Raw genomic sequence first — 25,156 nt, 5'->3', positions numbered from 1 at the left:
TCCGCCCGCGGCCCCGGCCGCCGCCCCCCTGAGGAGTCCGCGTCATGAGTGCTCCCCACCGCCACGGCGGATACCCCGCCGTCGGTCCCCACGGGGACGGCTCTCCGACACCGGTCGGACCCGCCGTGTCCCCGCCCGCCCCCGGGGACGAGCGGCACCCGCCGGACGACCGTTCCACCGTGGGCCGGCTGGCCGCGACGGTGGAGCGGCTGCGCGGGGAGGTGCGCGCCGCGCACGCCGCGGCCGAGGGGCGCGCCCTGATCGAGCTCGCCAAGGGCGTCATCGTCGAGCGGCTCGGCTGCGGCCCCGCCCAGGCCGCGAGGCAGCTCGCCGAACTGGCCGGCCAGGCCGGGCTCTCCCAGCTGGAACTGGCCGCGGAGATCATCAACCAGGCCGCCCACGACCGGGTCGCCGAGGTCGCCGACGACTTCGTCAGGACCGTACGGCCGCCGGACGGGACGGAGCCGGACACCGGGACCGGCGGGACGGACGCCGGGGCCGACGGTTCGGTCGCCGTACGCCTGCGCACGGCCGAGAGCGCCGCGCTCAACGCCGGGGACAGCCAGGCCGTCGCCGAGTCCCTCCTCGAACACGCCCTCGCCCCCCTGGGCGCCGTCGCCGTCGCCATCTGGACCACCGGCCCCGACGCCTCCCTGACCCTCTGCGGCCACGCGGGCTTCGGCGCCGACGAGCCCGCCCGCTGGCGCTACGTGCCGCCCGGCGTGGCCACCGTGGCCCGGGAGGCCCTCACCGCCCGCGGGACCGTCCGCTTCCGCTCGCTCGCGACCGCCGGCATCCCCTCCATCGGCCACGCCCGCCACCCCGACGGCGGCCGGGTCGCGGTGCCCGCCGGGACCGGCGGACGGATCCACGGCGTCCTGGAGATCTGCTGGCCCCGCCCCCTCGAACCCCAGCCGCAGGCGGTGGAGCGCCAGATCGAGGCCCTGGCCGAGCTGTGCGCCCACACCCTGGAGACCCTCCCCGTGCAGCCGGTGCGGACGCGCGGGCTCCCGGACGCGGCCGCCGGGGCGTCGGAGCTGGTGGAGCTCGCCGACGGCCTCTACGACCCCGCCCTGGTCCTGACCCCCCACCTGGACGACGAGGGACGCCTGCGGGACTTCCGCATCCGCCACGCCAACGAGCACTTCCAGGACCCGGCGGGCCGCTCGCGCGGCGCCGTCGACGGGGCCCTGCTCCTGGAGGCGTACCCCACGACGGCCGGCGAGAACGAGCTCTTCGAGCGGATCGAGCGCGTCTACGCCACCGGGGAGCCCTTCCGCGCCCGGCGGACCCGGCTCACCGCCCTCGTGGACCAGGTGCCGCTCGCGTCCGCCGCCGACCTCAGCATCAGCCGGCACGGCGACAGCGTGCTCCTGATCTGGCGCATCGAGGACGAGACCGCCCGGCTCGCCAGCCTGCTCCAGCACGCCCAGCGCCTCGGCCGCATCGGCGGCTTCGAGGAGGACGTCCAGACCGGGGAGATCACCTGGAACGGGCAGCTCTTCGACCTCTTCGGGCGGGACCTCACCGAGGGGCCGGTCTCCCTGCGCGACCTCACCGCGCACGCCCACCCCGACGACGCGGTCGCCATCGGCCGCTTCCTCCAGGCCGTGCTGCACCAGCGGCGGGCGAGCTCGACGGCCTTCCGCATGGTGCGCGGGGACGGCGTCACCCGCCACATCCGGGTGATCGCCGAACCCTCCCTCGACACCGACGAGCGGCTCCTCGCCGTGCGGGGCGCCTACCAGGACATCTCCGCGCAGCACTGGACGGAGGTCGCCCTGGCGGCCACCCGCGACCAACTCGCCGTGACCGAACAGGAGTCGGCGGAGCGCAACCGGCTGGCCCTCCAGCTCCAGCACGCCATCATGCCGCCGACCAGGGCCCCGCTCGACGCCCAGGGCCTCGACGTCGCCGTGCGCTACCGGCCCGCCGAGACCGAGTCCCTGGTCGGCGGCGACTGGTACGACGCCGTCGTCCTGCCGTCCAAGAAGATCCTGCTGTGCGTCGGGGACATCGCCGGACACGGCATCGAGGCCGCCACCGGCATGGTCGTCCTGCGCAACGCCCTGCGCGGCCTCGCCGTCACCGGCGCGGGCCCCGGACAGCTCCTGTCCTGGCTGAACAACGTGGCGCACCACCTCACCGCCCAGGTCACGGCCACCGCCGTCTGCGGCGTCTTCGACCCCACCACCCGCACCCTGCGCTGGGCCAGGGCGGGACACCTCCCGCCCGTGCTCGTACGGGGCGACCGGGCCAGCACGCTGCCGCTGCTCCAGGGGCTGCTGCTCGGGGCCCTCGCCGAGGCCGAGTACGAGGAGGCGGAGATCCAGCTGGAGCCCGAGGACACCGTGCTGATGTACACCGACGGCCTCGTCGAGCGGCGGGACACCTCCGTGCACGACTCCCTGGACCAGCTGCTCGCCACCGCCCAGACCCCGGCCGACGGCCTCGAACGGCGCCTGGACCTGCTGCTCACGCACAGCAAGTCCGACACCGACGACGACACGTGCCTGATCGGCGTGCGCGTCACCTGACCGCGCCCGCCCGACCGACCATCACCTCCTCCGTGGAAAGCAGGGAGCATGACCGAACGCGAAGTGAACCTGGACGTCGAAGTGGAGGTCCGTGACGCCGTCACGGCGGTCCTCTCCGTGGGGGGCGAACTCGACATCGAGACGGCCACCTTCCTCCACCACCACCTGGCCAACCAGTTCCTGCACGGCCGCCGCCACCTCGTCCTGGACCTCTCCGCCCTGGACTTCATGGACTCCTCCGGCCTGAACGTCCTGATCAGGGCGGGACGGGACGCCCGGGAGTCCGGGGGCGACCTGCACCTCGCCGCGCCGACCCCGGCCGTGCGCCGCATCCTGGAGATCACGGGTCTGACGATGACCACGCCCCTGCACGCCGACGTGGCGGATGCGCTCGTCGCGGCGGGGCACGAGAGCTAGAGAACCGTACGAAGGACGGGGCGGCCCCGCCGGAGGGCGGGGGCCGCGCCCCGGACGGAGAAGAGAAGGAGAAGCCGGAACACGTGGACGAGATCACCGGTGTCGAGCAGGCACTGCGCCGGGCCGCTCCGCACCTGCTGGTGAACGTCGTGGCGGACGCCCTGCGGCGGCAGTGCGGAGCGCTGCGGGTGGAGCTCCGCCTCGCCGACTACGCGCTGCGGTCGCTCCAGCTCGTCGAGCGCGTGCCCCACACGACCCCGCCGGTCCTCATCCACGACAGCCCGCAGGGCCGTGCCTTCGGCGCCCAGGACCCGTACGTCACCCATGACGCCGACGCCGTCTCCGTCCACCTGCCGGTCACCGTCCGGGGGGACCGGATGGGCGTCCTCACCGTCGCCCTGCCGGCGGGCAGCGACCTCGTCCCCCTGCTGCCCGAGCTGCGGCACGTCTGCGAGGCGCTCGGCCACGAGATCCTGGTGGCCGAGCGCGACACGGACCTGTACGACCTCGCGCGGCGGGCCAGCCGGCTGACGCTGGCGGCCGAGATGCAGTGGCAGCTCCTGCCGGGCCGCTCCTGCGTCCGTCCCGAGTTCGCCCTCGGCGCGCACCTGGAACCCGCCTACGCGATCTTCGGGGACAACTACGACTGGTCGGCCTCGGCCGACCACCTGACCCTGACGGTCACCAACGGGATGGGGGAGGGCATCGAGGCCGCCCTCCTGACGAACCTCGCCCTCAACGCGCTCCGCAACGCCCGCCGCGCCGGCCTCGGCCTCGCGGACCAGGCGGCCCTGGCGGACCAGGCCGTGTACGCGCAGTACCGGGGCGACGCCTTCGTCTCGGTGCTCCTGCTGCGCTTCCACCTCGCGACGGGCGAGGTGGAGGCCGTGGACGCCGGATCGCCGCGCCTGTGGCGCCTGCGGGACCGCTCCGTCGAGGCCGTCTCGTTCGAGGCCCAGCTGCCGCTTGGAATGTTCGAGGACACCGTCTACACGCCGCAGCGCCTCACGGTCCGCCCGGGGGACCGGCTGCTGTTCGGCAGCGACGGGGTGTACGACGCGGCCTCCCCCGACGGGGAGAGCTACGGGGACCGGGCACTGTCCCGCGCGCTCACCGCCACCAAGCTGCTGCCGTCCGCCCAGGTCCCGGGCGCGGTCCTGCGCGAACTCGCCGCCTACCACGGCGACGCCCCGCTGGAGGACGACGCGCTCGTCGTCTGCCTCGACTGGTACGGCCGGCAGGAGGGGCCCGACGCGGGGCCCGGTTTCCCCGGACCCGCCCTCGCGGAAGGCACCGACGCCTGATCCGCTCCGCGCCCGCCCACCCGTACGCCCGGTGTCAACAGTTGCCGTGCGGCAACTGTATCCTTGGTGCAACACCTGGCTCGTGTCCGGGGTGGACACGTCGTGGGCGAGCAGAGGGTGACAAGTGGGACATGGGGCACGCGACCGGGCGGCGCGCACGGCGCGCGGGGGTCAGGCGGACCGGACGTCCTTGAGCGGCGCGCCCCGGCGCACCGGGGGCGCCGACGGTCTCTCCTTGTCCAGCGCGTCCTGGAAGCCCGTCAGACCCCGCAGCAGCGCCTTGCGGCTCGCCGGGGTCATACCGGAGATGACCGCCAGCAGGGCCTCCTCCCGCTGGACCCGCAGATCGCGCAGGTACGCCTTGCCGCGGACGGTCAGATGCAGCTCCAGCTGCCGGCGGCTGACGGGACTGGGCAGCCGCTGCACGAATCCCAGCGCCTCCAGGCGGTCGCACATGCGGCTCACCGAGGGCGGCGCGGAACCGAGCAGTTCCCCGAGCGCGCGGAGGTTGATGCCCTCCTCGCGGTCGAGGCTGTAGAGCACGCGGAGCTGGGAGGCCGACACCGGTGTCGACGACACCATGTCCCGGCCGCGCTCCCACAGCACCTCCAGAAGCTCGATGAGCTCCCGGGCGGCCTGTGCCGTCTCCTGCGGCTCCCGCTGGGACGGGGCGGGGTTCGTGTCCATGGCTACCGACACTCCTCAGGCGTCCGGGGCCGAAGGCGTCGGCCTCGCGACGCGCCGGTCATCTCCACATCTCTCCAGAAGGCGGTACGGGCTCGGTGGATCGACACGTGACTGTGGAACGCGCTCTGCGCGGGGCGCCGCCACACCGCCTCCTGGACTCCCTCCGTGTCGATCTGGCACAGCGGTTCGCCGTGCTCTCCGCCGACCTCCTGCTCGTCGACTACGGGCGCACGTCGCTGCGTCCCGTCGAACCCGTGCAGGCTCCGGCCGGGGTGCGGCACGCGACCGTGGGGTCGGGACCCGCGGGCCGCGCACTTTCCACACAGCAACCATATCTTTTCGGTGGTGACGGGCCCACGGCGACCGCTTGCCTTCCTGTGACGGTTCGTGGCGAACGCTGTGGCGTCCTCGTGGTCGTCCTCCCCTCGGACCTGGCCACTCCCGCGGTGACCGAGGAACTCGCCGACATCGCCGAAACGCTGGGACACGCCCTGCGCGTCGCCGACCGCCACACCGACCTGTACCGCCGGACGCGCAGGGCGCGCCCCCTCAGCGTCCCGGCGGAGATGCAGTGGGGCGTGCTCCCCGGGCAGGCCTGCACGGGCGCGGAATTCGACCTGTACGCCTACTGGGAGCCCTCCTACACCTCGGGCGGACACGTCCTGGACTGGTGCGCCACCGAGGAGGAACTCACCCTGGTCGTCGCCAACGGCACCGGGCCCGACACCCCCTCCGCGCTGGTCAGCAACCTCGCCCTGAACGCCATCCGCAACGCCCGGCGCGCCGGACTCGACCTGGTCGGCCAGGCCAGCCTCACCGACCAGGCGCTCTACGGACAGCACCGGGGCGAGCGCTCCCTCTCCGCCCTCCTGCTGAGCTTCGCCCGCGCCACCGGCGAGGTCCGGGTCGTCGACGCGGGCTCGCCCACGGTCTGGCGGGACCGGGAGACGGTCACCGAGCGGATCCACCTGGAGCGGCAGCTGCCCCTCGGCATGTTCGAGGACACCGTCTACGCCACCCAGGGGCTCCGCGTCCTCCCCGGCGACCGGCTGGTCTTCGTCGCCTGCGACCGGGGCGAGCCCCCGCCGGGCGCCGGTGACGCGGCCCTCGACCGCTCGGTGCGCCGCGCGATCGCGCGGACCCGCCGCACGGCCTGCGCGGACACCCCCCGGGCCGTCGTCCGGGCGCTGCGCGAAGAGGCCCCCGGCGGACTTCCGGACGACGTTCTCGTACTCTGTCTGGACTGGCACGGCCGCCCCGCCGGGCGGAGCCCGGCCACCGGAGAGGGCCGCGAAGACCTTCCCGGCCCTCCCGCCGTATGAGTACGGTCGTGTCCGCGTCCGTGTTCTCGGATGCGGACGGTGTGGAAATCGCAAAGGAGGGAAGGTGCGCAGGATGAGGTACGGAGCACGGCACCGAGCCGTGTGAGGGGAGGCAGGTCGATGACGGACGCGATCGCCGCGGAGCGTGCGACACAGAGGCCCTTGTTGTACGCGAGCGTCGACTACGACGGTACGGACGCCGACGACGGCATGGTCGCGTCGGCCCGCGACTTCACCGCCGACTTCCTCACCGCGTCCCCGGCCGCGGGGCGACGGCCGGTCGCCCGCGAGCGCGTCGACCTCGCGCGCCTGGTGGTCAGCGAGCTGGTGACCAACGCCGTGCGCCACGCGCCCGGCCCCTGCCGCCTGCTGCTCGAACTGTTCGAGGACGCGCTGGAGATCTCGGTGTTCGACTGCCTGGAGGCCTCTCCCGTGCCCCGGGGCCACGACCCCGGCCGCATCGGCCAGCACGGCGTCGAGATCGTCGTGGCCGTCTGCGAGAGCGTCAGCGTGGAGCCCCACCCGTCCGGAAAGCGGGTCCGGGCACGCCTCGCCCTCGTCTGAGACCGCCCGGACGAGGGGGCCGGCACGGCGCCGAAAAGAAATTTCGAGAAGACGTGAATGCTCCGCGAGAGCGGGGGTATGCGGGCCGTCCGGGGGAAGACGGGTTGTCGACGAAAGAGGGGGTCATCGAAGTGCCGACCACAGTGCTGAACGAGACGAAGACCGGCGCCGAGAGGACCGTGGGGGGCCTTCCCGTACTCGAGGCCCCCGACAAGGTGGCGCCGAAGGACGCGCGCGAACTGTCGAAGGTGTTCTTCGACCGGATGGCCGTACTGGAGGAGGGGACTCCCGAGTACCAGTACGCCCGCAACACGCTGATCGAGATGAACATGTCGCTCGTGCGCTACGCCGCCGGCCGCTTCCGGGCCCGCGGCGACGACATGGAGGACATCGTCCAGGTCGGCACCATCGGACTGATCAAGGCCATCGACCGCTTCGACCTCTCCCGCGAGGTCGAGTTCACCACCTTCGCGGTCCCCTGCATCGTGGGGGAGATCAAGCGGTTCTTCCGCGACACCTCCTGGGCCGTCCACGTCCCCCGCCGCCTCCAGGAGGCCCGCGTCGAGCTGGCCAAGGCGACGGAGGAGCTCAGCTCCCGCCTCGGCCGCTCGCCGAGCGTGGCGGAGCTCTCGGCCCTGATGAACCTCTCCGAGGACGAGGTCATCGAGGCGCGGATCGCCTCCAACGGCTACAACTCCACCTCGCTCGACGCCGCCGTCGGCGGCGAGGGCGAGGAGGGCGGCGCCATGCTCTCCGACCTCATAGGAGAGGAGGACCCGGCGCTCGGGCTCTTCGAGGACTTCCACGCCCTCGCCCCCCTCGTCGCCGAACTCGGCGAGCGGGACCGCCTGCTGATCCACCTCCGCTTCGTCGAGGAACTGACGCAGTCCGAGATCGGCAAGAGGCTCGGCATCTCCCAGATGCAGGTCTCCCGGCTGCTCTCCCGGAACCTGGCCCGCCTCCGCAAGGGGATGCTCGCCCCCATGGAGTGACGGCTCCCCTCCTCCCGCTTCCCCCACGGGAACCGAACGGCCTCACCGCCCCCCCTTCCGGTGAGGCCGTTCCCCGTGCGGCGGCGCCTCGGGACGACCGACCCCTTGCCCGGGTGGTGAGGGGTCGGGCTACCTTTGCCCGATGCAGCCACAGCAGCCCCACACCGCCCCGGCGCCGACGGCCCCCGCGCGGCCCCGTGACCCCCACCGCACCCGCACCGTGGTCCTCTCCCTCATAGCCGGGCTCGTGCTCGGCGCGGCGGGGACGGGCGTCGCCTGGGCGCTGAGCGGGAACACCGCCTCCTCCGGAGGAGGCGCGGCCGGGGACGCGCGGGCCGCGTGCCGGGCGCTCGACGGGTTCGACCCGGCGAAGTACACGGAGAAGGGCCCCGCCGGCGAGATCGCCCTGAACCGCTACGCGGCGGCCGACGCGCTCTCCGCGTCGGCGGCGGCGGGGGACGCGCGGTACAAGCCGCTCGCCCAGGCCGTCCGCGGCTCCCGGGAACGGCTCTCCGTGGCCTTCGAGTTCAACGCGGAGGTGAAGAAGGAACTGGACCGGGCCCGCGCCCTCTGCGAGGACCTGTAGCCCGGCCGGGGAGGCGCGTCATAGCGTGCCCGGGGCGGCCGCGCCCCGGTACCGGGCGGTAGCCCCCTGTTCGGGGAAAGGGCCCGGAGTCCCGGGCCCCGCGGACTATCGTGCCTCCCATGAGCCCGGACGAGATCGACCCCGGCCACGAGTGGCCCCTGCCCCCGCCCTGGATGTGGGACTGCGACGAGTGCGCCAGCCTCTACCGCACCATGCGGAGCGTCGGCGACCGGATCGCCGAACTCCGCCTGACCGGCGAACGCGGCGTCGACTGGGACCCGTTCGACAGCACCGTCACCACCCAGATCGCCCTCGGCGCGCACCTCGCCGCCCGGCACCGCGACCTCCTGCCCGACTGGGACCCCGCCTGCGAGACCTGCGCCCGCCACCAGGAGCGGATCGCCCGCGAGCGGGAACCCGGTCCGCACCAGGACCTCATGGTCCGCTGCGGCGGCGAGCACCTCGCCCGCCACGTCTACGCCCCGCCCCGGACCGTCGGACTCCTCTGAGACGGACCGCTCCCGGAACGAAGACCGCGCCGGGGCGGACCGCTCCGGGCCGATCCGGAGCGGGGCCCTTTCAGGACACCGGACCCGGCCCCTCCAGCTCCGTCAGCCGTACGGTGCACAGGCCCCCGCGCTCGGCCTTCACCTCCGTCACCTCCAGCCGGGTGCCCGGCGTGAGGATGTACTCCTCCTCGCCGGTGAACGCGGAGAACCGCCGGATCCCCACCGCCCGCGCCGGCGTCACCTCGAACAGGGTCCGCTTGCCCCGGTTCCCCAGGAACCCCCGGGCCACGGCTGCCTCGGACGTGCACGAGGACACGCCCCACCAGGTCACCGTCCGCCCCACCGGATACTGCGACCGCAGATCGAGCGCCACGCCCCGCCACAGCGGCTGCTTCCGCGCCGGCAGCTCCGCCACCGCCGAGAACAGCAGCCGCAGGTACGGCAGATACGGCACCAGCCGCTCCCGGTCGGGCGACCGCAGCACGGCGTTGATCTCGCGGTAGAACGCCGACTCGCACGTGTACAGGTACAGCGCCGCGATCGCGTCGGCGGACAGCCCGCCGGTGTCCTCCGCCGACGCGGCCCTCGCCTCGCCGAACAGACGCGACCGCTCGATGTGCCCGTCCAGGTTCCGGAGCACCCGGGACACCGGCTCGACGGCCTTCGGGAAGTCCATCAGCGGGGTGTCGAACACGCCGGTGATCGGCGGCAGGACGAGCCCCTCGTCCTTGACGCTCGTGAGCCGCTCCAGATACAGCTGGTGCAGCTCCATCGTCGACGCGATGAACGCCCCCATCCGCTCGGCGACACCACCGCCCTCCGGACCGCCGGCCCCCGCCGCCTCCCGGTCCCAGCCCTTCCGCGGCAGCCAGTCGACCGGCTCGGCCCCCACCGCCGCCAGGGCGTCGTTCACCCGGGAGAAGTGGTCGCCCTCGCAGAAGGCGTCCCCCTGCGCCGCCGGGTTCACGTGGTCCAGGTGCCGGACCTCGACCCCCGGGTACTTCTTCTCCAGCCGCTGGACGACCCTCTTCAGGCTCCGGGCGTGCGCGCCCCACCAGGTGAACACCACCCCCCGGTCCTCCTCCGCGGCCTCCTGCTTGGCCCGGAGGATCTCCTCGACGATCTGCTCGGCCACGGGCCGCCAGAACGCGGTGTGCCGGTCGGTCGGCACCGTCCCGTCCGCGCTCGCCGTGAGGGACGCGTTCAGCAGCAGCACGCCCTGGGTCAGCATCGCCTGGAACCACTCCGGCGGCCGGACCGTGTCCTCCTTCTCCAGCAGGGCCCGGACGTCGGCGACCGGCGTCTTCTTGGCGATGCCGTACTTCCACATCGCGGCGGCCTTGATGAGACAGCGGATGCTGACCACCCGGCCGAACCGGCTGTCCTCCCAGTCGTTGAAGGTGTTGTCGAACATCGCGATGCCGGTCGCGCTCTCCGCCCGCGGATACGGGTTCTGGCCGAAGGCCACCACCTTCCACTTGTGCGGCGGATGCGGCTTCAGCGCCTGGAACGTCAACTCCCGTACCGGCACGACCTCCGGGCTCCGCTGCGGGCCGATGAAGTCGGCGGCCCCCGGCCGCGCCTCGATCACCGGCCCGAGCAGCGGAAGCCAGGGCTCGCCGCCGCCGGTGAACAGCTCGGCCAGCTTCAGCGGATCACCCGAGGCGGAGACGTCGGCGTCGGTCATGGGTGCGGAACTCCCGGGGTTCGGTACGGAGGGGGCGGTGTCGTCCTGCGGGACCTGAGCGGTCTCCGGGTCAGCGGCGAAAGGAAGACGGCTGCGGCACGTCGATCCGGACCCGCCGCGCGGACCCCGCTCCCCTGATGTCGTCGAGCTGCCCCAGCACCGCGGCCCTCAACTCGTCGTAGTCCGCGAACCCGTGGTCGTGGAACAGGGTGTAGCCCGTCCACATCAGATTGGCGCACACCTGCGCGGGCACCCGCCCCGTCTGCGCGCCGAGGCCCACCAGGGCCACCGACCGGACGCTGCCGGGCTCGGCCCGGTTCTGCAGGTGCACCGCCTGGAACGCGGCCGCGCACGCCAGAGCCACGTTCATGGTCTCGCCGACGTCCTGCGAGGACTGGTGCATGGTCGGAGTCGAGATCAGGTACCGGGGCACGGCGGCCCCGGACGGGACGCACACCGCGCTGCCCACCGGCAGGCTCCCGCCGAACCGCTCGCGGATCGCCCGCCGCACCCGCACCTGGATGCCGGCGCCGAGGTACCGCTTGACGACGGCGTCGACACCGCCGTCCATCCGGCCCTGCGCGTTGGTGGGGGACACCCACGCGTCGACGTCGACGTCGAGCAGGGAGCCCCGCCGGATCTCGACCTCGGGCGTGTCCGCGAACGCGGACCGCCAGGCCGCCACCACCTCGGCGTTCACATCGACCAGTACGACCCTCAACTCATGCCGGACACCCATGGGCCCGCCCCCTCTCGCACAGCTTCTCGAACAACTCCGAAGCTATAGCGCCCCACTGACAACGGCCCCGGCGTCCTGATCCGCCCGGGAGGGACCGGGGGTAACGACGAAGGCGAGGGAACGACAAAGGCGAGGAGATCGCTCTCCTCGCCATGGTCAACTTATAGCGCACCGGGGGGCTTGCGGCAAGGCCCCGGTCGTGGCGCAGAATCGTCGGCCTCAGCCATGACCTGCGGAAAAGAGGGGCGCGATGAACGCGCGGTACGTGTGGGACCTGCGGGAGACCGACGAGACGCGGGTCGCGGCCGTCGGAGGCAAGGGCGCGCACCTGGGCGCGCTGTCGCGGATCGACGGCGTCCGCGTGCCGGACGGCTTCTGCGTGACGACGGACGCCTTCCGGCGGGTCACGGCGCTGACGCCGTCGCTCGACGGACTGCTCGACCGGCTGTCCCGGGCGGACCCGGACGACCGGGAGGCGACCCGCGCGCTCGGCGCGGAGATCCGCCGGACGATCGAGGCGGTCGCCGTCCCGGACGACGTCGCGGAGGCGATCACCGGCGCCCTCGTCCGGTTCGGCGAGGACGAGGCCTACGCCGTCCGCTCCAGCGCCACGGCGGAGGACCTGCCGACGGCCTCCTTCGCCGGCCAGCAGGACAGTCACCTGAACGTCACGGGCGCGGCGGAGGTCCTCCGGCACGTCGTCCGCTGCTGGGCCTCGCTCTTCACCGAGCGGGCCGTGACCTACCGCCGGCGCAACGGCATCGACCACCGCACGGTCCACATGGCCGTGGTCGTCCAGCGGATGGTCTTCCCCGAGGCGGCCGGCGTCCTGTTCACGGCCGACCCGGTCACGGGCGACCGGAGGACGGCCACGGTGGACGCCGGCCTCGGGCTCGGCGAGGCCCTCGTCTCCGGACTGGTGAACCCGGACGTCTTCACCGTGCGGGACGACGAGGTCGTCTCCGCGGCGATCGCCGTCAAGCGGTATGCCGTCCGGCCCCTGCCCGGCGGCGGCACGCACGAGGTGGAGGTCGACGCGGACCGGCGGGAGCGGCCGGCGCTGACGCACGCGCAGGTCCTGCGGCTCGTGCGGCTCGGACGGCGGATCGAGGCGCGCTTCGGCCGCCCGCAGGACATCGAGTGGTGTCTGGTCGACGACGACTTCCGGATCGTCCAGAGCCGGCCGATCACGACGCTCTTCCCCGTTCCCGAGACCGGCGACGGTGACCACCACGTCTACGTCTCGGTCGGCCACCAGCAGATGATGACCGACGCCATGAAGCCCCTGGGGTACTCCCTGTGGCAGCTGACGGCCATGGTGCCGATGCACGAGGCCGGCGGGAGGCTGTTCGTCGACGTCACCCGGCGCCTGGCCTCGCCCGCGAGCCGGGCCGCGCTCCTGGACGTCATCGGGAAGGGCGATCCGCTGATCAGGGACGCCCTGGAGACCGTCCTCGCCCGCGACGGCTTCGTCCCCTCGCTCCCGGACCCGGAGCCCGGCCCGGCCAAGGGGCCCGGGGCGCCCGCCCCCCTCGCGACCGATCCGGCGATCGTCACCGCGCTGATCGAGCGCAGCCGGGCGTCGGTCGCCGCCCTGGAGCGCGACATCCGGACGAAGACCGGACCGGAGCTGTTCGACTTCCTCCTCGAAGCCTTCGAGGAGCACAAGCGGGTCCTCGGCGATCCGCTGAGCTTCCAGGTGCTCACGGCGGGCATGGAGGCCACCTGGTGGCTCAACGACAGGCTCCACGAGTGGCTGGGCGAGAAGAACGCGGCCGACACGCTGACGCTCTCCGCCCCCGACAACATCACGTCCGAGATGGGCCTCGCCCTGCTCGACGTCGCCGACGCGATCCGCCCCCATCCGGAGGTCGTGGCCTTCCTGGGCCGCGTCGAGGACGACGACTTCCTGGACGAGCTGCCGAAGCTCCCGGGCGGGTCCGGGGCGCGCGACGCGATCGAGGCCTACCTCGACCGGTACGGGATGCGCTGCGTCGGCGAGATCGACATCACCAGGCCGCGCTGGCGCGAGCGCCCCGCCGCGCTCGTGCCCGCCCTCCTCGACAACGTCAGGAACTTCGGGCCGGGCGCCGCCGAGCGGCGCTTCGAGCAGGGCCGGCGGAGGGCCCTGGAGAAGGAGAGGGACGTTCTGACCCGTCTGCGGGCCCTGCCCGACGGGGAACGGAAGGCCGCCGAGACCAAGCGGATGATCGACCGGGTCCGGACCTTCGTCGGATACCGCGAGTATCCGAAGTACGGCATCGTCAGCCGCTCCTTCGTCTACAAGCGGGCCCTGCTGGAAGAGGCGGAGCGTCTGGTGCGGGCCGGGGCGCTCGCCCGGGCGGAGGACGTCTTCTACCTCACGTTCCAGGAGTTCCACGAGGCCGTCCGTACGCGGCGGGTGGACCGGGGGCTGGTCCGGCGGCGCGAGGAGGAGTTCCGGGCGTACCGGACGCTCACCCCGCCCCGGGTGCTGACCTCGGACGGCGAGGCCCTCGACGGGTCCTACCGGCGGGACGACGTCCCGGCCGGCGCCCTCGTCGGCCTGCCGGTCTCCGCGGGCACCGTCGAGGGCCGGGCCCGCGTCGTCCTCGACATGGAGGAGGCCGACCTGGAGGCGGGCGACATCCTGGTCACGGCCTTCACGGACCCCAGCTGGTCACCGGTGTTCGTCGGCATCGCGGGCCTGGTGACGGAGGTGGGCGGCCTGATGACCCACGGCGCGGTGATCGCCCGGGAGTACGGCCTGCCGGCCGTCGTGGGCCTGGACGGGGCCACCCGGCTGATCCGGGACGGGCAGCGGATCCGCGTGCACGGGACCGACGGGTACGTCGAGATCCTGTCGTGAGACCCGAACCGCCGCGCCCCGTACGGCCGCGGCCGAGTCCCGTCACCCCGTCCCCGTCCGTGCCGGCCGCCGGAGCAGATAGGCGCCCGCGCAGGCGACGAGCAGCAACATGCAGCCGGTGAACACCAGGCCCGCCCGCTCCAGACCGAGCGGGCCGGTCAGGAGGCCGACGCCGATCACCGGCAGGGAGATGCCCGTGTACGCGACCAGGAACAGGGTCGAGATCACCGCCGCGCGCCGCTCCTCCGGCGCGGCCCCGGCGACGGCGGACAGGGCCGCGCGGAAGGTCAGGCCCTGACCGGTGCCGCCCACGACGGCGGCCAGGACGACCAGCGCGAACAGGTCGGTGGCGAGCGCGCCCGCCAGGAGGGCCAGACCGGCGAAGAGCACGGCGCAGCCCAGGGGCAGGGACCGGGGCACCCCGACGCGGCCGACGGCGAGCTGCCCGGCGGTCGAGGAGAAGAAGGCGAGGGCCACGACCAGGCCGGTCACGGCGTGGTTGTCCACGTGCAGGAAGCGGGCGAGGAAGGCGGGGCTGACCGAGGTGAACACCCCGAACAGGGCGAAGCCCACGAAGGAGGCGAGCGCCGCCGGCACGAACACCGGGCGCACCGGCGCGGGCAGGGCGGGCCACCGGGGCCGTACGGCGGACAGGGGCCGGACCTCCCGCACGGTCTCCGGCAGCCGCAGGACGACGGCGGCCGACAGGACCGCCAGGACCAGGTGCACGGCGAACGGGAGCAGCAGCGGCTCGGGGGCGTACTCCGCGAGCAGCCCGGCGAGCAGGGGGCCGCAGCCGAGGCCGCCCATGTTGGCGGCCGTCGCCACGAGCGTCGCCCGGGACGCGCCGCCCGGCGGGGCCAGGTCCATGACGTAGGCGGTGGCCGCGCCCGTGAACAGGCCCGCCGACAGGCCCGAGAGCAGCCGGCCCGCGTACAGCCATCCCAGGCCGTCGGCGCACAGGAAGCAGACGGCGCTCGCCACCGCGAACCCCAGGCCCCACAGCAGCGCGGGCCGTCTGCCGACCGTGTCCGAGGCGTTGCCCGCGAGGAGCAGCACCCCGATGACCCCGAAGGCGTACACGGCGTACACCACGGTCACCGTCAGCTCGGAGAACCCGAACTCCTCCTGGTAGAGCGGGTAGAGCGGCGTCGGCAGCGTGGTGCCGGCCATCCCCACGACGAACACGGCCCCGCCGAGCAGGCACCGGAGCCACCCTTGACGATCTCCCACCATGCCGCCGACCGTAACCCCGGTGCCGGACCCGGCGCGGGACCCCGGGTCAGCGCGCGCCGAAGACCTGGGTCCAGTAGGGGCCGCCGTCGCCCGTGTGCAGGCCGACGCCCAGCTCCTTGAACGAGCAGTTCAGTATGTTCGCGCGGTGACCGGGGCTGTTCATCCAGGCTTCCATCACCTGCTCCGCCGTCTGCTGGCCCATCGCGATGTTCTCGCCGTACGTGGACCAGCCGTACCCGGTGGCCGTGACGCGCTCGCCCGGCCCGGCGCCGTCCGGGTTGGTGTGGTCGAAGAAGTCCCGCGCGGCCATGTCGTCGGAGTGGCCCTGGGCGGCCTTCGCCAGGAGCGAGTTCCCGGTGACGGCGCCGCAGCCCTCCTTGGCCCGCTCGGCGTTGACCAGGGCGATCACCTGCTCCTCGACGGAGGTGTGACCGGAGTCCTGCTTGGTGGCCGTGGGGCGGCTCGGGGTCGTCGGCTCCTTCGTGACGGGTGCCTGGGTGGGCCTGACGGTCGGCTTGTCCGCGGTCGGCCGCGGGGTCTGCGGGGCGGCGGCCTTCGTGGTGGCCGGGGCCGACGCCGACGGCGTGGCCTTGGGCTTGGCGGAGACGCTCTTGCTGGGGCGCGGCGTGCCCGAGGGCGTGGCCGTCGGGGTCACCGGGGCCGAAGCGGTGGCCGTCATGGGGGACGAGGCCGGGTCCGACGCGGGGACCGTGAGGTCCACGGTCGAGGCGCGCGGCGCGTCCAGGGCCGTCAGGTCGTCCTCGTCGGGGCCGTTGACCAGGGTGAAGGCCCCACCGGTGACGGCGGCCACCGCCATGCTCGCGGCGATGGCCACGCGCCGGCGCCCACGCTGCTGCTCCTGCCGCCTGCGGCGCCGCGCGTTGCGGGCGCTGCGGGCGCCCAGGACGGGGGAGGGGCTCGCTCCGGGCGCTCCCGCCGCCTCGTACCCGGTCGGCTCCGCCGGCTCGTAGGCGTAGACGTGCTCGGCCGTCTCCGCCGCCTCCATCGGTTCGTAGGCGTATGCGGGCGTTTCCGCCGTTTCGTGCGAGTGCGGGTACGCGTACGCGGGGGATTCGGCCGTCTCGTAGCCGGGCGCTCCCGCCGCTTCGTAGCCGGTCGTTCCCGGCTGCTGGTGCCCGGTCCCGTATCCGGTCTCGTATCCGTTTCCGTATCCGGCCGGGTATTCCGTCGGGTGACCGGTCTCGTATCCGGTCCCGTATCCGGGCTGGTGACCGGCCTGGTATTCGTGCTGGTATCCGACCTGGTGTCCGGTCGTCGCCATCGGTTCGTACGCGGCGGACGCGGTGGCGAGGTCGAGGCCCGCCCGCTCGCGGAAGGTCGCGAGCAGCAGTCCGGCCGGGGGGACGAGCAGGAGTCCCGCGAGCAGGCCCTCGGCCGGGTAGAGGCCGTGGGACAGGCCCGCGCAGTGCACGCACGCACGCGCGTGCCTGGCTATTCGCTTGCGCCAGAGCCCGGACGGACGGCCGTCCCAGCCGCCGAGCTCGTACCTCAGGTCGGGGCACAGCGGGTTCTCCGTGAGCGCCCGCACGACGACGCGGGCGGCGTCCAGCTGCGCCTTCATGCGCTGGACGCGCACCGCCGTGTGCTCGGGGGACAGCTGGAGGGCCGAGGCCACCTCGTAGCGGGTCAGGTCGCCCGTGCACTCCAGCCACCACAGGGACAGCAGGGCCCTGTCGTCCGGCTCCAGCCAGCGGGTCGCCTCGGCGGTCTCGCGCCGCTGGCCCGACAGGTTCAGCCGGACCACGGTCAGGCCGACGAAGTCGGCGCCCGGCTGGGGGAGGTCGCGGACGTCGTCGAGGCCGCCGGTGGCGAAACCGGTCTGCTGCCGGTGCCAGTGGCCGCGGACGACGTTCATGGCGATGGCCACCAGCCAGGACCTGAAGCTGTCCGGGGCGCGCAGGCCGCCGAGCCCGGCGAGGGCCCGCAGCATCGTCTCCTGCACGACGTCGTCCACGTCGTGGTGACCGTTCATCGCCCGGCCCACGATGTTGTAGACCAGCGGCAGGTGGTGGGTGAGGAGCTGGTCCTGGGCCTGCGGATCCCCGCTCTGCGCCGCCCTGACCAGCTCCGTGAGCTGCTGTGTACTCATGCTCGAATCACCCTGCCTGTTCCGGTCGTCCTCGGGGGCCAACACATGGGAGACCACCGGGCGCCGGGCCGATAACAGAAATCCCCCGGCTTTCCCGAACGGATTCGGGGAGCGGGGGTCGGCCGGGCCGTCCGGTGGTCCTTCGGGGCGGTAGTGGAACGCCGTGGTCCGCGCACGCGACGGAGGGGCGGACGGGGGACACGCGGGCCTCCTCGGCGTGCGGGACGGAACGCCCGGACGCGTCCGGCCCGGGCGGGGAGCGGGCCCCACGGTAGCGGACGGTCCGTGCGGGCGGGCCGCCGGCCGCCGGACAGGCGTCGGCCCCGTCCTCGTCGGGAGCGAGGGCGGGGCCGTACGCGGAGCGGGGTGCGGGGCCGGGTGACCTGGCCTCACGCCCTCAGGCGTGGCGTCGCGAGCCGCCGGTGAAGAGGCGGTAGAGGAGCAGCAGGATCACCGAGCCGATGATGGCCGCGATCCAGGTCGACAGCTCGAAGAAGCCGTCGATGGAGTCGACCCCGAAGATCACCTTGCCGAGCCAGCCGCCGAGGAGGCCGCCCGCGATGCCGAGCAGCGTGGTGATGATGAACCCGCCCGGGTCGCGACCCGGGGTCAGGGCCTTCGCGATGAGGCCCGCCAGCAGTCCGATGACGATCCAAGCGACGATTCCCATGATGTCCGTCTCCTTCGCGTGTGCCGTTCGGCCCGTTCCGTGCTTATCGAACGCTTACATCGAACGCATACGCGCAATTCGCGGATCCAAACGCCCTCGGCGTCATCGCGTGTCGGCGGAGGAGGACGGCCGCGCCGTCGACAGGGGCTCCGCGATGTCCTCCAGGGAGCGGCGCTCGGCGTTGACCGCCAGGAAGGCGGCCACGAGACCGGCCGCGCACATCAGGCCCGCGCCGATCTGGAAGGCGAGGACCGTGTCGCCGACGACGCCGGACTCGGTGAGCTCCGCGAAGATCAGCGGCCCGCTGATGCCGCCGGCCGCCGTGCCGAGGGCGTAGAAGAAGGCGATGGCCATCGCACGGGTCTCCATGGGGAAGATCTCGGAGACGGTCAGGTACGCGCTGGACGCGCCCGCCGACGCGAAGAACAGCACCACGCACCAGCAGGCGGTCAGCGTGGTGGCGCTCAGCGAGCCCCGGTCGAAGAGCCAGGCGGTGCCGAACAGCAGGATGCCGGAGAGCAGGTACGTCGACGAGATCATGATCCGGCGGCCGACCGTGTCGAAGAGCTTGCCGAGGAGCAGCGGTCCCAGGAAGTTGCCCGCGGCGATCACGGCGAAGTAGTAGCCGGTGCTGCCCGTGGGCACGTTGAAGAACGTGATCAGGATGGTGCCGAAGCCGAAGGTGATGGCGTTGTAGAGGAACGCCTGCCCGATGAAGAGCGAGAGCCCGAGGACCGCCCGGCGCGGATACGTGTGGAACACCGTCTTGGCGATCAGGCCGAAGCCGATGCTCTTGCGCTGGTGGATGGTGATCTCGCGGTCCGGCGGGGGCAGCGGGGCGCCCTTCTCCTTCTCGATCTCCTTCTCCACGGCGCCGACGAGTTCCTCCGCCTCGTCGCCGTGGCCGTGGATGAACTGCCATCGGGGGCTCTCCGGGACGTGCCGGCGCACCAGCAGGATGACCAGGCCGAGGACGACGCCGAGGGCGAAGCTGAGCCGCCAGCCGAGGTCCTTCGGGAAGATGTCGGTGTCCAGCATCACGACGGACAGCAGGGAGCCGCCGATCGCGCCCAGCCAGTAGCTCCCGTTGATGATGAGGTCGACCCGGCCGCGGTAGTGCGAGGGGATCAGCTCGTCGATGGCGGAGTTGATCGCCGCGTACTCGCCGCCGATGCCGAAGCCGGTGAGGAAGCGGAAGAGGAAGAACCACCAGGACTCGAACGACAGCGCCGTCATCGCGGTCGCCGCCAGATAGACGACCAGCGTCACCATGAAGAGCCGTTTGCGGCCGTAGCGGTCGGTGAGCCAGCCGAAGAACAGCGCGCCGGAGCAGGCTCCGGCCACGTACAGGGCCGCGGCGACGCCGGTGATCTGCGCGGCGGTGATGTCGAGGCCGCTGCCGTCCTCGGCGATGCGGCCGGCGACGTTGCCGACGATCGTGACCTCCAGGCCGTCCAGGATCCAGACGGTGCCGAGGCCGATCACGATCATCCAGTGCCACCGCGACCACGGGAGCCGGTCGAGGCGGGCGGGTACGGCGGTGGTGACCGTCGATTCCCCGGGGCCGGGTGAGGAGGCCTGTGACACTTCAGAAGCCATGGTTCTCTCTCCGTCGCGTGCCCCCCGGCGATCCCCTCAGGCCGAGTTCCCCGAACCGGGCGTTCCATGCGGCGGAGTGACCCGAAGGGGTCGGGCGGTCACGGAGAGGCGTGGTCCGCCGGGGTGACCAGCAGGGCCAGGGCGGCGGCGTGGCCCTCGAACGGGGGCAGGTCGGTGACGCGGAGGCCGGGGACCGGGGCCGGCCGGCCGACGGTGCCCACGTACGGTTCGGCGGCGCCCCGCGCCAGGCCCACGCCCGAGACCTTGAGCGCGGCCTCCTTGCGGGACCAGCAGCGGGCGAACGCGGCGGGCCGGACGGAGGCCGGGAGGGCGTCCAGCTCCGCCCGCTCGCGCGGATGGAGGGCGCCCGTCATGTCCCGCACCAGGCTGTCCTCCGGGACCGTCTCGACGTCCACGCCGACCGGCACCGGAGCGACCGCCACCAGGACCCGGTCCCCGGAGTGGGAGAGCGAGAAGTGCACGTCGTGGCCCCGGAGGTACGGCTTGCCGTGCGGGCCGCCGCAGCCGGCGCACGGCTGCCGGAGGAAGACGAGGCGCTCCGGCGGCTCGCCCACGTGACGGCCCAGGACGAGCCGGAGCAGCACGTGGGCGACCCGGTGCCGGTCCGCGTCCACCGGGAACAGGAAGCGGGCGGCCCGGGCGCGCTCGTCGTCGTCGAGCACGGACGCGAGCGCGCGGGCCGGTGCCGCGGCCTCCGCAACGGAGGCCGTGACGACCCCCGGGTGGCCCGGGACCTCCTCGTAGCGCATGACGCGTCAGAATACCTGTTCGGTGGTCGTGACGACGGCGCAGCGGCCCGCCGCCCACTCCAGGGCCATCTTGTGCTCGCGCTCGGAGAAGTCGGCCACGGCGTCCGCGACGACGAAGGCCTGGATGTCGCTCATCCACGCGTCGCAGGCCGTCATCAGGACGCCGATGTGCGCGTACACGCCCGTGACCACGAGCTGGTCGCGGCCCTGCTCGCGCAGCAGCTCCAGGAGGTCGGTGCGGACGAAGGCGCTGTACTTCCACTTGGTGAGGCGGATGTCGCCGGGCTCGGGCGCGACGGCGTCCGCGATCGCCACGGCCTGCGGGTCGTCCGGGACGCCGGGGCCCCAGAAGTCCTGCTGGAGGCCGCGCTGCTCGGGCGTCTGGCCGCCGGGCTGGGCGGTGTAGACGACGGGCACGCCGAGCCGGGCGGCCTCCTTGCGGAGCCGGTTCAGGTTGGCGAGCAGCGCGGTGAGCGGCTCGGCGCCTTCGTCGAACGGGGCCAGGAAGTGGTTCTGGAGGTCGTGCACCAGGAGCACGGCGCGGTCCGGGTCGACGGTCCAGTCCACCCGGTTGGCCGGCAGGTCGCCGGGGCGGGGCATCGGGTAGGGCGGGACGGCGGGGAGGCTCATGACGGTCCGTTTCGGAGGGATGGGGCGGTGAGGGTGGGGTGGGACGGGGGAGCGGGGAGGGGCGGCGGGGCGGTCAGGCGCCCGCGCTCTCCGCGCGGAGGTCCTTCTTGGAGATCTTCCCGACGCCCGTGGTGGGGAAGGCGTCGACGAAGACGATCCGGTCGGGGACCTTGTAGGCGGCGAGCCCGCGTTCCCGGACGAAGCGCTTGAGGACCAGCGCCTTGACCTCCTCCGCCCCCTGACGGCGGATCACGTACGCGCAGCTGCGCTCGCCGAGGTACGGGTCGGGCTCGGCCACCACGTTGGCGTCGTGCACCGACGGGTGCGCCAGGAGGTGGTTCTCGACCTCCTCGGCCGCGATCTTCTCGCCGCCCCGGTTGATCTGGTCCTTGGCGCGCCCCTCGACCACCAGGTGGCCGCTCGGGGTGAGCCGGACGAGGTCGCCGGTGCGGTAGAAGCCGTCCTCGGTGAACGCGCGGGCGTTGTGCTCCGGCGCGTTCCAGTAGCCGCGGATGGTGTACGGGCCCCGGGTCAGCAGGTGGCCGGTGGTGCCGACCGGCAGGTCCTCGTCCTCGTCGTCGACGACCCTGATCTCGTCGTCCGGGGAGATCGGCCTGCCCTGGGTGGTGACGACCGTCTCCGGGTCGTCGTCGAGCCGGGTGTAGCAGACCAGGCCCTCGGCCATCCCGAAGACCTGCTGGAGGGTGCAGCCCAGGGCGGGCCGGACCCGGCGGGCCACCTCGTCGGCCAGCTTCGCGCCGCCGACCAGGAGCACGTCCAGGGTGGAGAGGTCGTACGCGGAGCCGGGGGCGGCGTCGATCCAGACGAGCGCGAGCGGCGGCACCAGGCCGGTGATCGTCACGCCCTCGTCCTGGATCAGCGGGAACGCCACGTCGGGGGCCGGCTGCGGGCACATGACGACCCGCCCGCCCGCGTACAGCGCGCCCAGCGAACCGGGGGAGGAGAGCGGGAAGTTGTGGGCGGCGGGCAGCACGCACAGGTACACGCTGTCCTCGTCGAGCGCGCAGATCTCGGCGGAGCCGCGCAGCGAGTAGACGTAGTCGTCGTGCGTCCGGGGGATCAGCTTGGGCACGCCGGTGCTGCCGCCGGAGAGCTGGAGGAACGCCGTCTCCGAGGGGTCGCGGTCGGGCAGGTCGACGGGCTCGGCCGGGACGTCGGCCAGCGCCTCGAAGGCTCCGGCGTCCTCGCCGACGACGAACACGTGCCGCAGCTCGGGGGAGCGGGCGAGGACCGTGGTCGCCAGGGCGCGGTAGTCGAAGCCGCCGTGCACGTCGGGGATCACGTAGGCGGCGGCGCCGGTGAAGGAGCAGAAGTAGGAGATCTCCGACTCGCGGTGCGCGGGCAGCGCGAAGACGGGGAGCGCGCCGAGGCGGAAGAGCGCGAAGACCACTTCGAGGAACTCGGCGACGTTGGGCAGCTGGACGACGACCTTGTCACCGGCGCCGATGCCGCGCGCCGAGAGTCCGGCCGCGAGGCGGTCGGCGCGCAGGTCGAGCTCGGCGTAGGTCCAGGCGCGGCGGGCGCCGCCGGGGCCCGCGCGGTCGACGACGGCGACGCGGTCGGGGTGGGCCTCGGCCCGGGTGCGGAGCATCGTCCCGAAGGTGATGCCCTCCCACCAGCCGGCCGCCCGGTACCGCTCGGCGAACTCCGCCGGCCAGGTGGGGGTGGTGTACGGCGCGTCGGCGGGCGCGACGGCCGGGAGGGGAGAGGTCGGGGCGGTCACAGCTCGGCTCCCACGGCGTGCAGGAAGGTGCGGAACTTCGCGGCGGTCTCGGCGGTCTCGTCCTCCGGCACGGAGGCGGCGACGACACCGGCGCCCGCGTACAGGCGCAGGGTGCGCTCCTCGGCCTCGGCGCAGCGGATGGTGACGACCCATTCGCCGTTGCCGTCCGCGTCGCCCCAGCCGACGATGCCGGTGAAGAAGCCGCGGTCGAAGGGCTCGGTCTCCCGGATGACCTCGCGGGCCAGCGGCGTCGGGGTGCCGCAGACCGCCGGGGTGGGGTGGAGCGAGGAGGCGATCTCCAGGGCCGACACCTCGGGGTGGGCGAGGGTGCCGGTGACCGTGGTGGACAGGTGCCACATGGCGGCGGTGCGGATCAGCGACGGCCGGGCGGGGACGTCGATGGTGGAGCAGTACGGCGCCATGGCCTGGTGCACGGCGTCGACGACGACCGCGTGCTCGTGCAGGTCCTTGGCGGACTCCAGGAGGGCCGCCGCGCGCCGCACGTCCTCGGCGAGGTCGTCGCTGCGGGGGGTGGAGCCGGCCAGCGGGTTGGAGACCAGCTGGTTGCCGCGCCGGGAGACCAGGAGTTCGGGGCTGGCCCCGAGCAGGGTGCGGCCGGGGTGGGTGGGCAGCGCGAAGGTGTAGCCGCAGGGGTCGCGGCGGGCGAGCCGGCGGACCATGGCGGCGATGTCCAGCTCGTCGGGGCCGGTCACCTCCAGGGTGCGGGCGAGCACCACCTTGCTGAACTCGCCGTTCCACATGCGGTCGACGGCGGCGGCGACGCCCTTGGCGTAGACCTCGGGCGCCGGGTGCGGACGGACCGTCCAGGCACCGGCGCGGGGGGCGTCGGCGGGCAGCGCGACGAGCGGGTCGGAGGCCAGGGCCGGTCCGGTGCGGACGGTCTCGGGCACGACGAGCGCGGCCGGGGCGTCCTGGTCGAAGGGGATGGCGCCCATCACGACGGGGGCGGCGTGGCGTCCGGCGCGGGCCTCGGCGAGGGCGTCGGCCACCCGCTCGGCGATCGGGTCGGTGCCGTGCGGGACCTCGCTCAGCACGCCGTGGGCGAGCAGGGTCCGGGTGGGCGTGGCGAGGAAGCGGTCGCCGGCCCGGAAGGCGTCGAGCAGTCCGGTGGCGGCGCCGACGGCGGACGAGGTGGGCGCGGACGGGCGGACGGGCGCGGCGGCGGGCGCGGCGACCGGCGCGGGTACGGGGGCGGGCGCGGGTATGGAGGCGGACGCGGGCGGGTGCGCGGCGACCTGGGGGACCGTCGACACGGGTGGGCTCCTTGGTTCGATGAGGTGGGTGGGCGGCGCGGTCCCCCGGGGGCCGGGGGGCCGCGCCGCGCGGGCCGTCAGCGCAGGGTGGCGCCGCCGTCGACGTAGAGGTCCTGCATGGTGATGTGGCGGGCCCGGTCGGAGGCGAGGAAGACGACCGCCTCCGCGACGTCCTCCGGCTGGGCGAGGCGGCGCAGCGGTATGCCGGTGCGGTGGGCGGCGAGGTCGCCGTCGAGGACGCTGTCCGGGACGGAGTCGCCGTCCCACAGGGAGCGCTGCATCGGCGTGTCGGTGGAACCGGGACAGACGGCGTTGCAGCGCACGCCCCGGGCGGCCACCTCCAGGCCCAGACACTTGGTGAAGGCCACGGCCGCCGCCTTGGAGGCGGCGTACACGCTCATGTCCGCGCGGGGTATGCCCGCCGCGTTGGAGGCGACCGTCACCACGGAGCCGGAGCCCCGGGCCGCCATGCCGGCGACGACGGCGCGGGACAGGTGGAAGACCCCGGTCGTGTTGACCGCGAAGACGTCCGCCCAGTCGCGGTCCGTCGTCTCGACGGCCGGTCCGGTCCGCAGCACCCCGGCGACGTTCACCAGGATGTCCACGGGGCCGAGTTCGCGCGAGACGCGCTCCACGGTCTCCGCCACGTCGTCCGGCGCGGTGACGTCGAGCCGGTACGGGACGACCGGCCCGGCGGCCGGGTCCGCGCCGGTCTCTTCGGACAGCCGGGCGACGCTCCGCTTGAGCTCCTGCTCCGAGCGGTCGGTCGCCGCCACGGTGGCTCCGCGCGCGGAGAGGGCGCGCACCACCGCCTCGCCGATGCCCTGGGCGGCGCCGGTGACCAGCGCCACACGGCCTGCGAACTCGCCGTGCGGGCCGGTACCGTTCGACACGTCGCCGCCCGGCGCCGCGCCGTCCGGCCCGTTTCCGC

Annotated in this window: 21 protein-coding genes; 9 read left to right on the top strand and 12 right to left on the bottom strand. The window is 73.7% G+C overall.

All coding sequences use genetic code 11. The features are described 5' to 3' along the window. The first annotated feature begins 44 nt into the window (after positions 1 to 44). The 3 genes from ACIQVI_RS20935 to ACIQVI_RS20925 all read left to right on the top strand — a co-directional run bounded on the left by ACIQVI_RS20935 (position 45) and on the right by ACIQVI_RS20925 (position 4,258). Positions 45 to 2,537: a SpoIIE family protein phosphatase gene (locus ACIQVI_RS20935; RefSeq protein WP_403597901.1), complete on the top strand. Its 2,493-nt coding sequence runs from the start codon at positions 45 to 47 to the stop codon at positions 2,535 to 2,537. Positions 2,538 to 2,585: 48 nt separating this feature from the next. Beyond that, on the top strand, positions 2,586 to 2,954 hold the full coding sequence (locus ACIQVI_RS20930; protein ID WP_403597898.1) for an STAS domain-containing protein: 369 nt from the start codon (positions 2,586 to 2,588) through the stop codon (positions 2,952 to 2,954). A gap of 83 nt (positions 2,955 to 3,037) precedes the next feature. Then, positions 3,038 to 4,258, top strand: coding sequence for a PP2C family protein-serine/threonine phosphatase (locus ACIQVI_RS20925; protein ID WP_403597895.1), 1,221 nt, complete (start codon positions 3,038 to 3,040; stop codon positions 4,256 to 4,258). A 171-nt stretch (positions 4,259 to 4,429) separates the two neighbouring features. Here the strand turns inward: ACIQVI_RS20925 and ACIQVI_RS20920 are convergent, their stop codons facing one another. Further along, entirely contained in the window at positions 4,430 to 4,945 is a 516-nt protein-coding gene (locus tag ACIQVI_RS20920; RefSeq protein WP_351970519.1) for a MarR family transcriptional regulator, read from the bottom strand. A gap of 446 nt (positions 4,946 to 5,391) precedes the next feature. On the opposite strand from ACIQVI_RS20920, the gene ACIQVI_RS20915 reads away from it, so the two are divergent. From ACIQVI_RS20915 to ACIQVI_RS20895, 5 genes are all read left to right on the top strand, one after another. Then, positions 5,392 to 6,267 (top strand): PP2C family protein-serine/threonine phosphatase, encoded by an 876-nt coding sequence (locus ACIQVI_RS20915; protein WP_403597892.1) that lies wholly within the window; start codon positions 5,392 to 5,394, stop codon positions 6,265 to 6,267. Positions 6,268 to 6,387: 120 nt separating this feature from the next. Next, complete coding sequence (locus ACIQVI_RS20910) at positions 6,388 to 6,831, top strand: ATP-binding protein (protein ID WP_403597888.1); 444 nt, start codon at positions 6,388 to 6,390, stop codon at positions 6,829 to 6,831. Between the two features lie 179 nt (positions 6,832 to 7,010). After that, positions 7,011 to 7,823 (top strand): RNA polymerase sigma factor SigF, encoded by an 813-nt coding sequence (locus ACIQVI_RS20905; RefSeq protein ID WP_351970534.1) that lies wholly within the window; start codon positions 7,011 to 7,013, stop codon positions 7,821 to 7,823. A gap of 142 nt (positions 7,824 to 7,965) precedes the next feature. Next, positions 7,966 to 8,409, top strand: coding sequence for a hypothetical protein (locus ACIQVI_RS20900; protein WP_403597885.1), 444 nt, complete (start codon positions 7,966 to 7,968; stop codon positions 8,407 to 8,409). A gap of 119 nt (positions 8,410 to 8,528) precedes the next feature. Further along, positions 8,529 to 8,918 (top strand): hypothetical protein, encoded by a 390-nt coding sequence (locus tag ACIQVI_RS20895; protein ID WP_351970522.1) that lies wholly within the window; start codon positions 8,529 to 8,531, stop codon positions 8,916 to 8,918. Between the two features lie 70 nt (positions 8,919 to 8,988). Here ACIQVI_RS20895 and ACIQVI_RS20890 read toward each other — a convergent pair whose 3' ends face one another. Further along, positions 8,989 to 10,605, bottom strand: coding sequence for an ADP-ribosyltransferase domain-containing protein (locus tag ACIQVI_RS20890; RefSeq protein ID WP_403597882.1), 1,617 nt, complete (start codon positions 10,603 to 10,605; stop codon positions 8,989 to 8,991). Between the two features lie 70 nt (positions 10,606 to 10,675). Beyond that, the gene (locus ACIQVI_RS20885) at positions 10,676 to 11,344 is read right to left on the bottom strand and encodes a macro domain-containing protein (protein ID WP_403597879.1); all 669 of its coding nucleotides are present in this window, start codon (positions 11,342 to 11,344) and stop codon (positions 10,676 to 10,678) included. Between the two features lie 250 nt (positions 11,345 to 11,594). On the opposite strand from ACIQVI_RS20885, the gene rph reads away from it, so the two are divergent. After that, on the top strand, positions 11,595 to 14,192 hold the full coding sequence (gene rph / locus ACIQVI_RS20880) for a rifamycin-inactivating phosphotransferase (RefSeq protein ID WP_403597876.1): 2,598 nt from the start codon (positions 11,595 to 11,597) through the stop codon (positions 14,190 to 14,192). 42 nt (positions 14,193 to 14,234) lie between these two features. Here rph and ACIQVI_RS20875 read toward each other — a convergent pair whose 3' ends face one another. From ACIQVI_RS20875 to ACIQVI_RS20835, 9 genes are all read right to left on the bottom strand, one after another. Next, positions 14,235 to 15,428, bottom strand: a complete 1,194-nt coding sequence (locus ACIQVI_RS20875) for an MFS transporter (protein WP_403597873.1) — start codon at positions 15,426 to 15,428, stop codon at positions 14,235 to 14,237. 46 nt (positions 15,429 to 15,474) lie between these two features. Continuing rightward, a complete protein-coding gene (locus ACIQVI_RS20870) occupies positions 15,475 to 17,538 on the bottom strand; it encodes a sigma-70 family RNA polymerase sigma factor (protein ID WP_403597870.1) in 2,064 nt (687 codons plus the stop codon). A gap of 397 nt (positions 17,539 to 17,935) precedes the next feature. After that, positions 17,936 to 18,208 carry a GlsB/YeaQ/YmgE family stress response membrane protein gene (locus ACIQVI_RS20865; RefSeq protein ID WP_351970528.1) on the bottom strand — a complete coding sequence of 91 codons (273 nt, stop codon included), beginning with the start codon at positions 18,206 to 18,208 and terminating at the stop codon, positions 17,936 to 17,938. A gap of 102 nt (positions 18,209 to 18,310) precedes the next feature. Beyond that, complete coding sequence (locus tag ACIQVI_RS20860; RefSeq protein WP_403597867.1) at positions 18,311 to 19,807, bottom strand: MFS transporter; 1,497 nt, start codon at positions 19,805 to 19,807, stop codon at positions 18,311 to 18,313. Between the two features lie 98 nt (positions 19,808 to 19,905). Next, the gene (locus ACIQVI_RS20855; RefSeq protein ID WP_403597864.1) at positions 19,906 to 20,577 is read right to left on the bottom strand and encodes a 4'-phosphopantetheinyl transferase family protein; all 672 of its coding nucleotides are present in this window, start codon (positions 20,575 to 20,577) and stop codon (positions 19,906 to 19,908) included. Between the two features lie 6 nt (positions 20,578 to 20,583). Next, positions 20,584 to 21,207: an isochorismatase family protein gene (locus ACIQVI_RS20850; protein ID WP_351970531.1), complete on the bottom strand. Its 624-nt coding sequence runs from the start codon at positions 21,205 to 21,207 to the stop codon at positions 20,584 to 20,586. A gap of 73 nt (positions 21,208 to 21,280) precedes the next feature. After that, on the bottom strand, positions 21,281 to 22,951 hold the full coding sequence (locus ACIQVI_RS20845) for a (2,3-dihydroxybenzoyl)adenylate synthase (RefSeq protein WP_351970532.1): 1,671 nt from the start codon (positions 22,949 to 22,951) through the stop codon (positions 21,281 to 21,283). Further along, complete coding sequence (gene dhbC, locus ACIQVI_RS20840) at positions 22,948 to 24,075, bottom strand: isochorismate synthase DhbC (protein WP_403598744.1); 1,128 nt, start codon at positions 24,073 to 24,075, stop codon at positions 22,948 to 22,950. Before dhbC ends, ACIQVI_RS20845 begins: the two co-directional genes overlap by 4 nt. Positions 24,076 to 24,302: 227 nt before the next feature. Further along, positions 24,303 to 25,118 (bottom strand): 2,3-dihydro-2,3-dihydroxybenzoate dehydrogenase, encoded by an 816-nt coding sequence (locus ACIQVI_RS20835; protein ID WP_403598741.1) that lies wholly within the window; start codon positions 25,116 to 25,118, stop codon positions 24,303 to 24,305. Positions 25,119 to 25,156: the final 38 nt, after the last annotated feature.

This window comes from Streptomyces sp. NPDC098101 (assembly GCF_044760185.1).
Lineage (GTDB): Bacteria > Actinomycetota > Actinomycetes > Streptomycetales > Streptomycetaceae > Streptomyces.
This window is presented reverse-complemented; position numbering and strand designations above follow the sequence as displayed.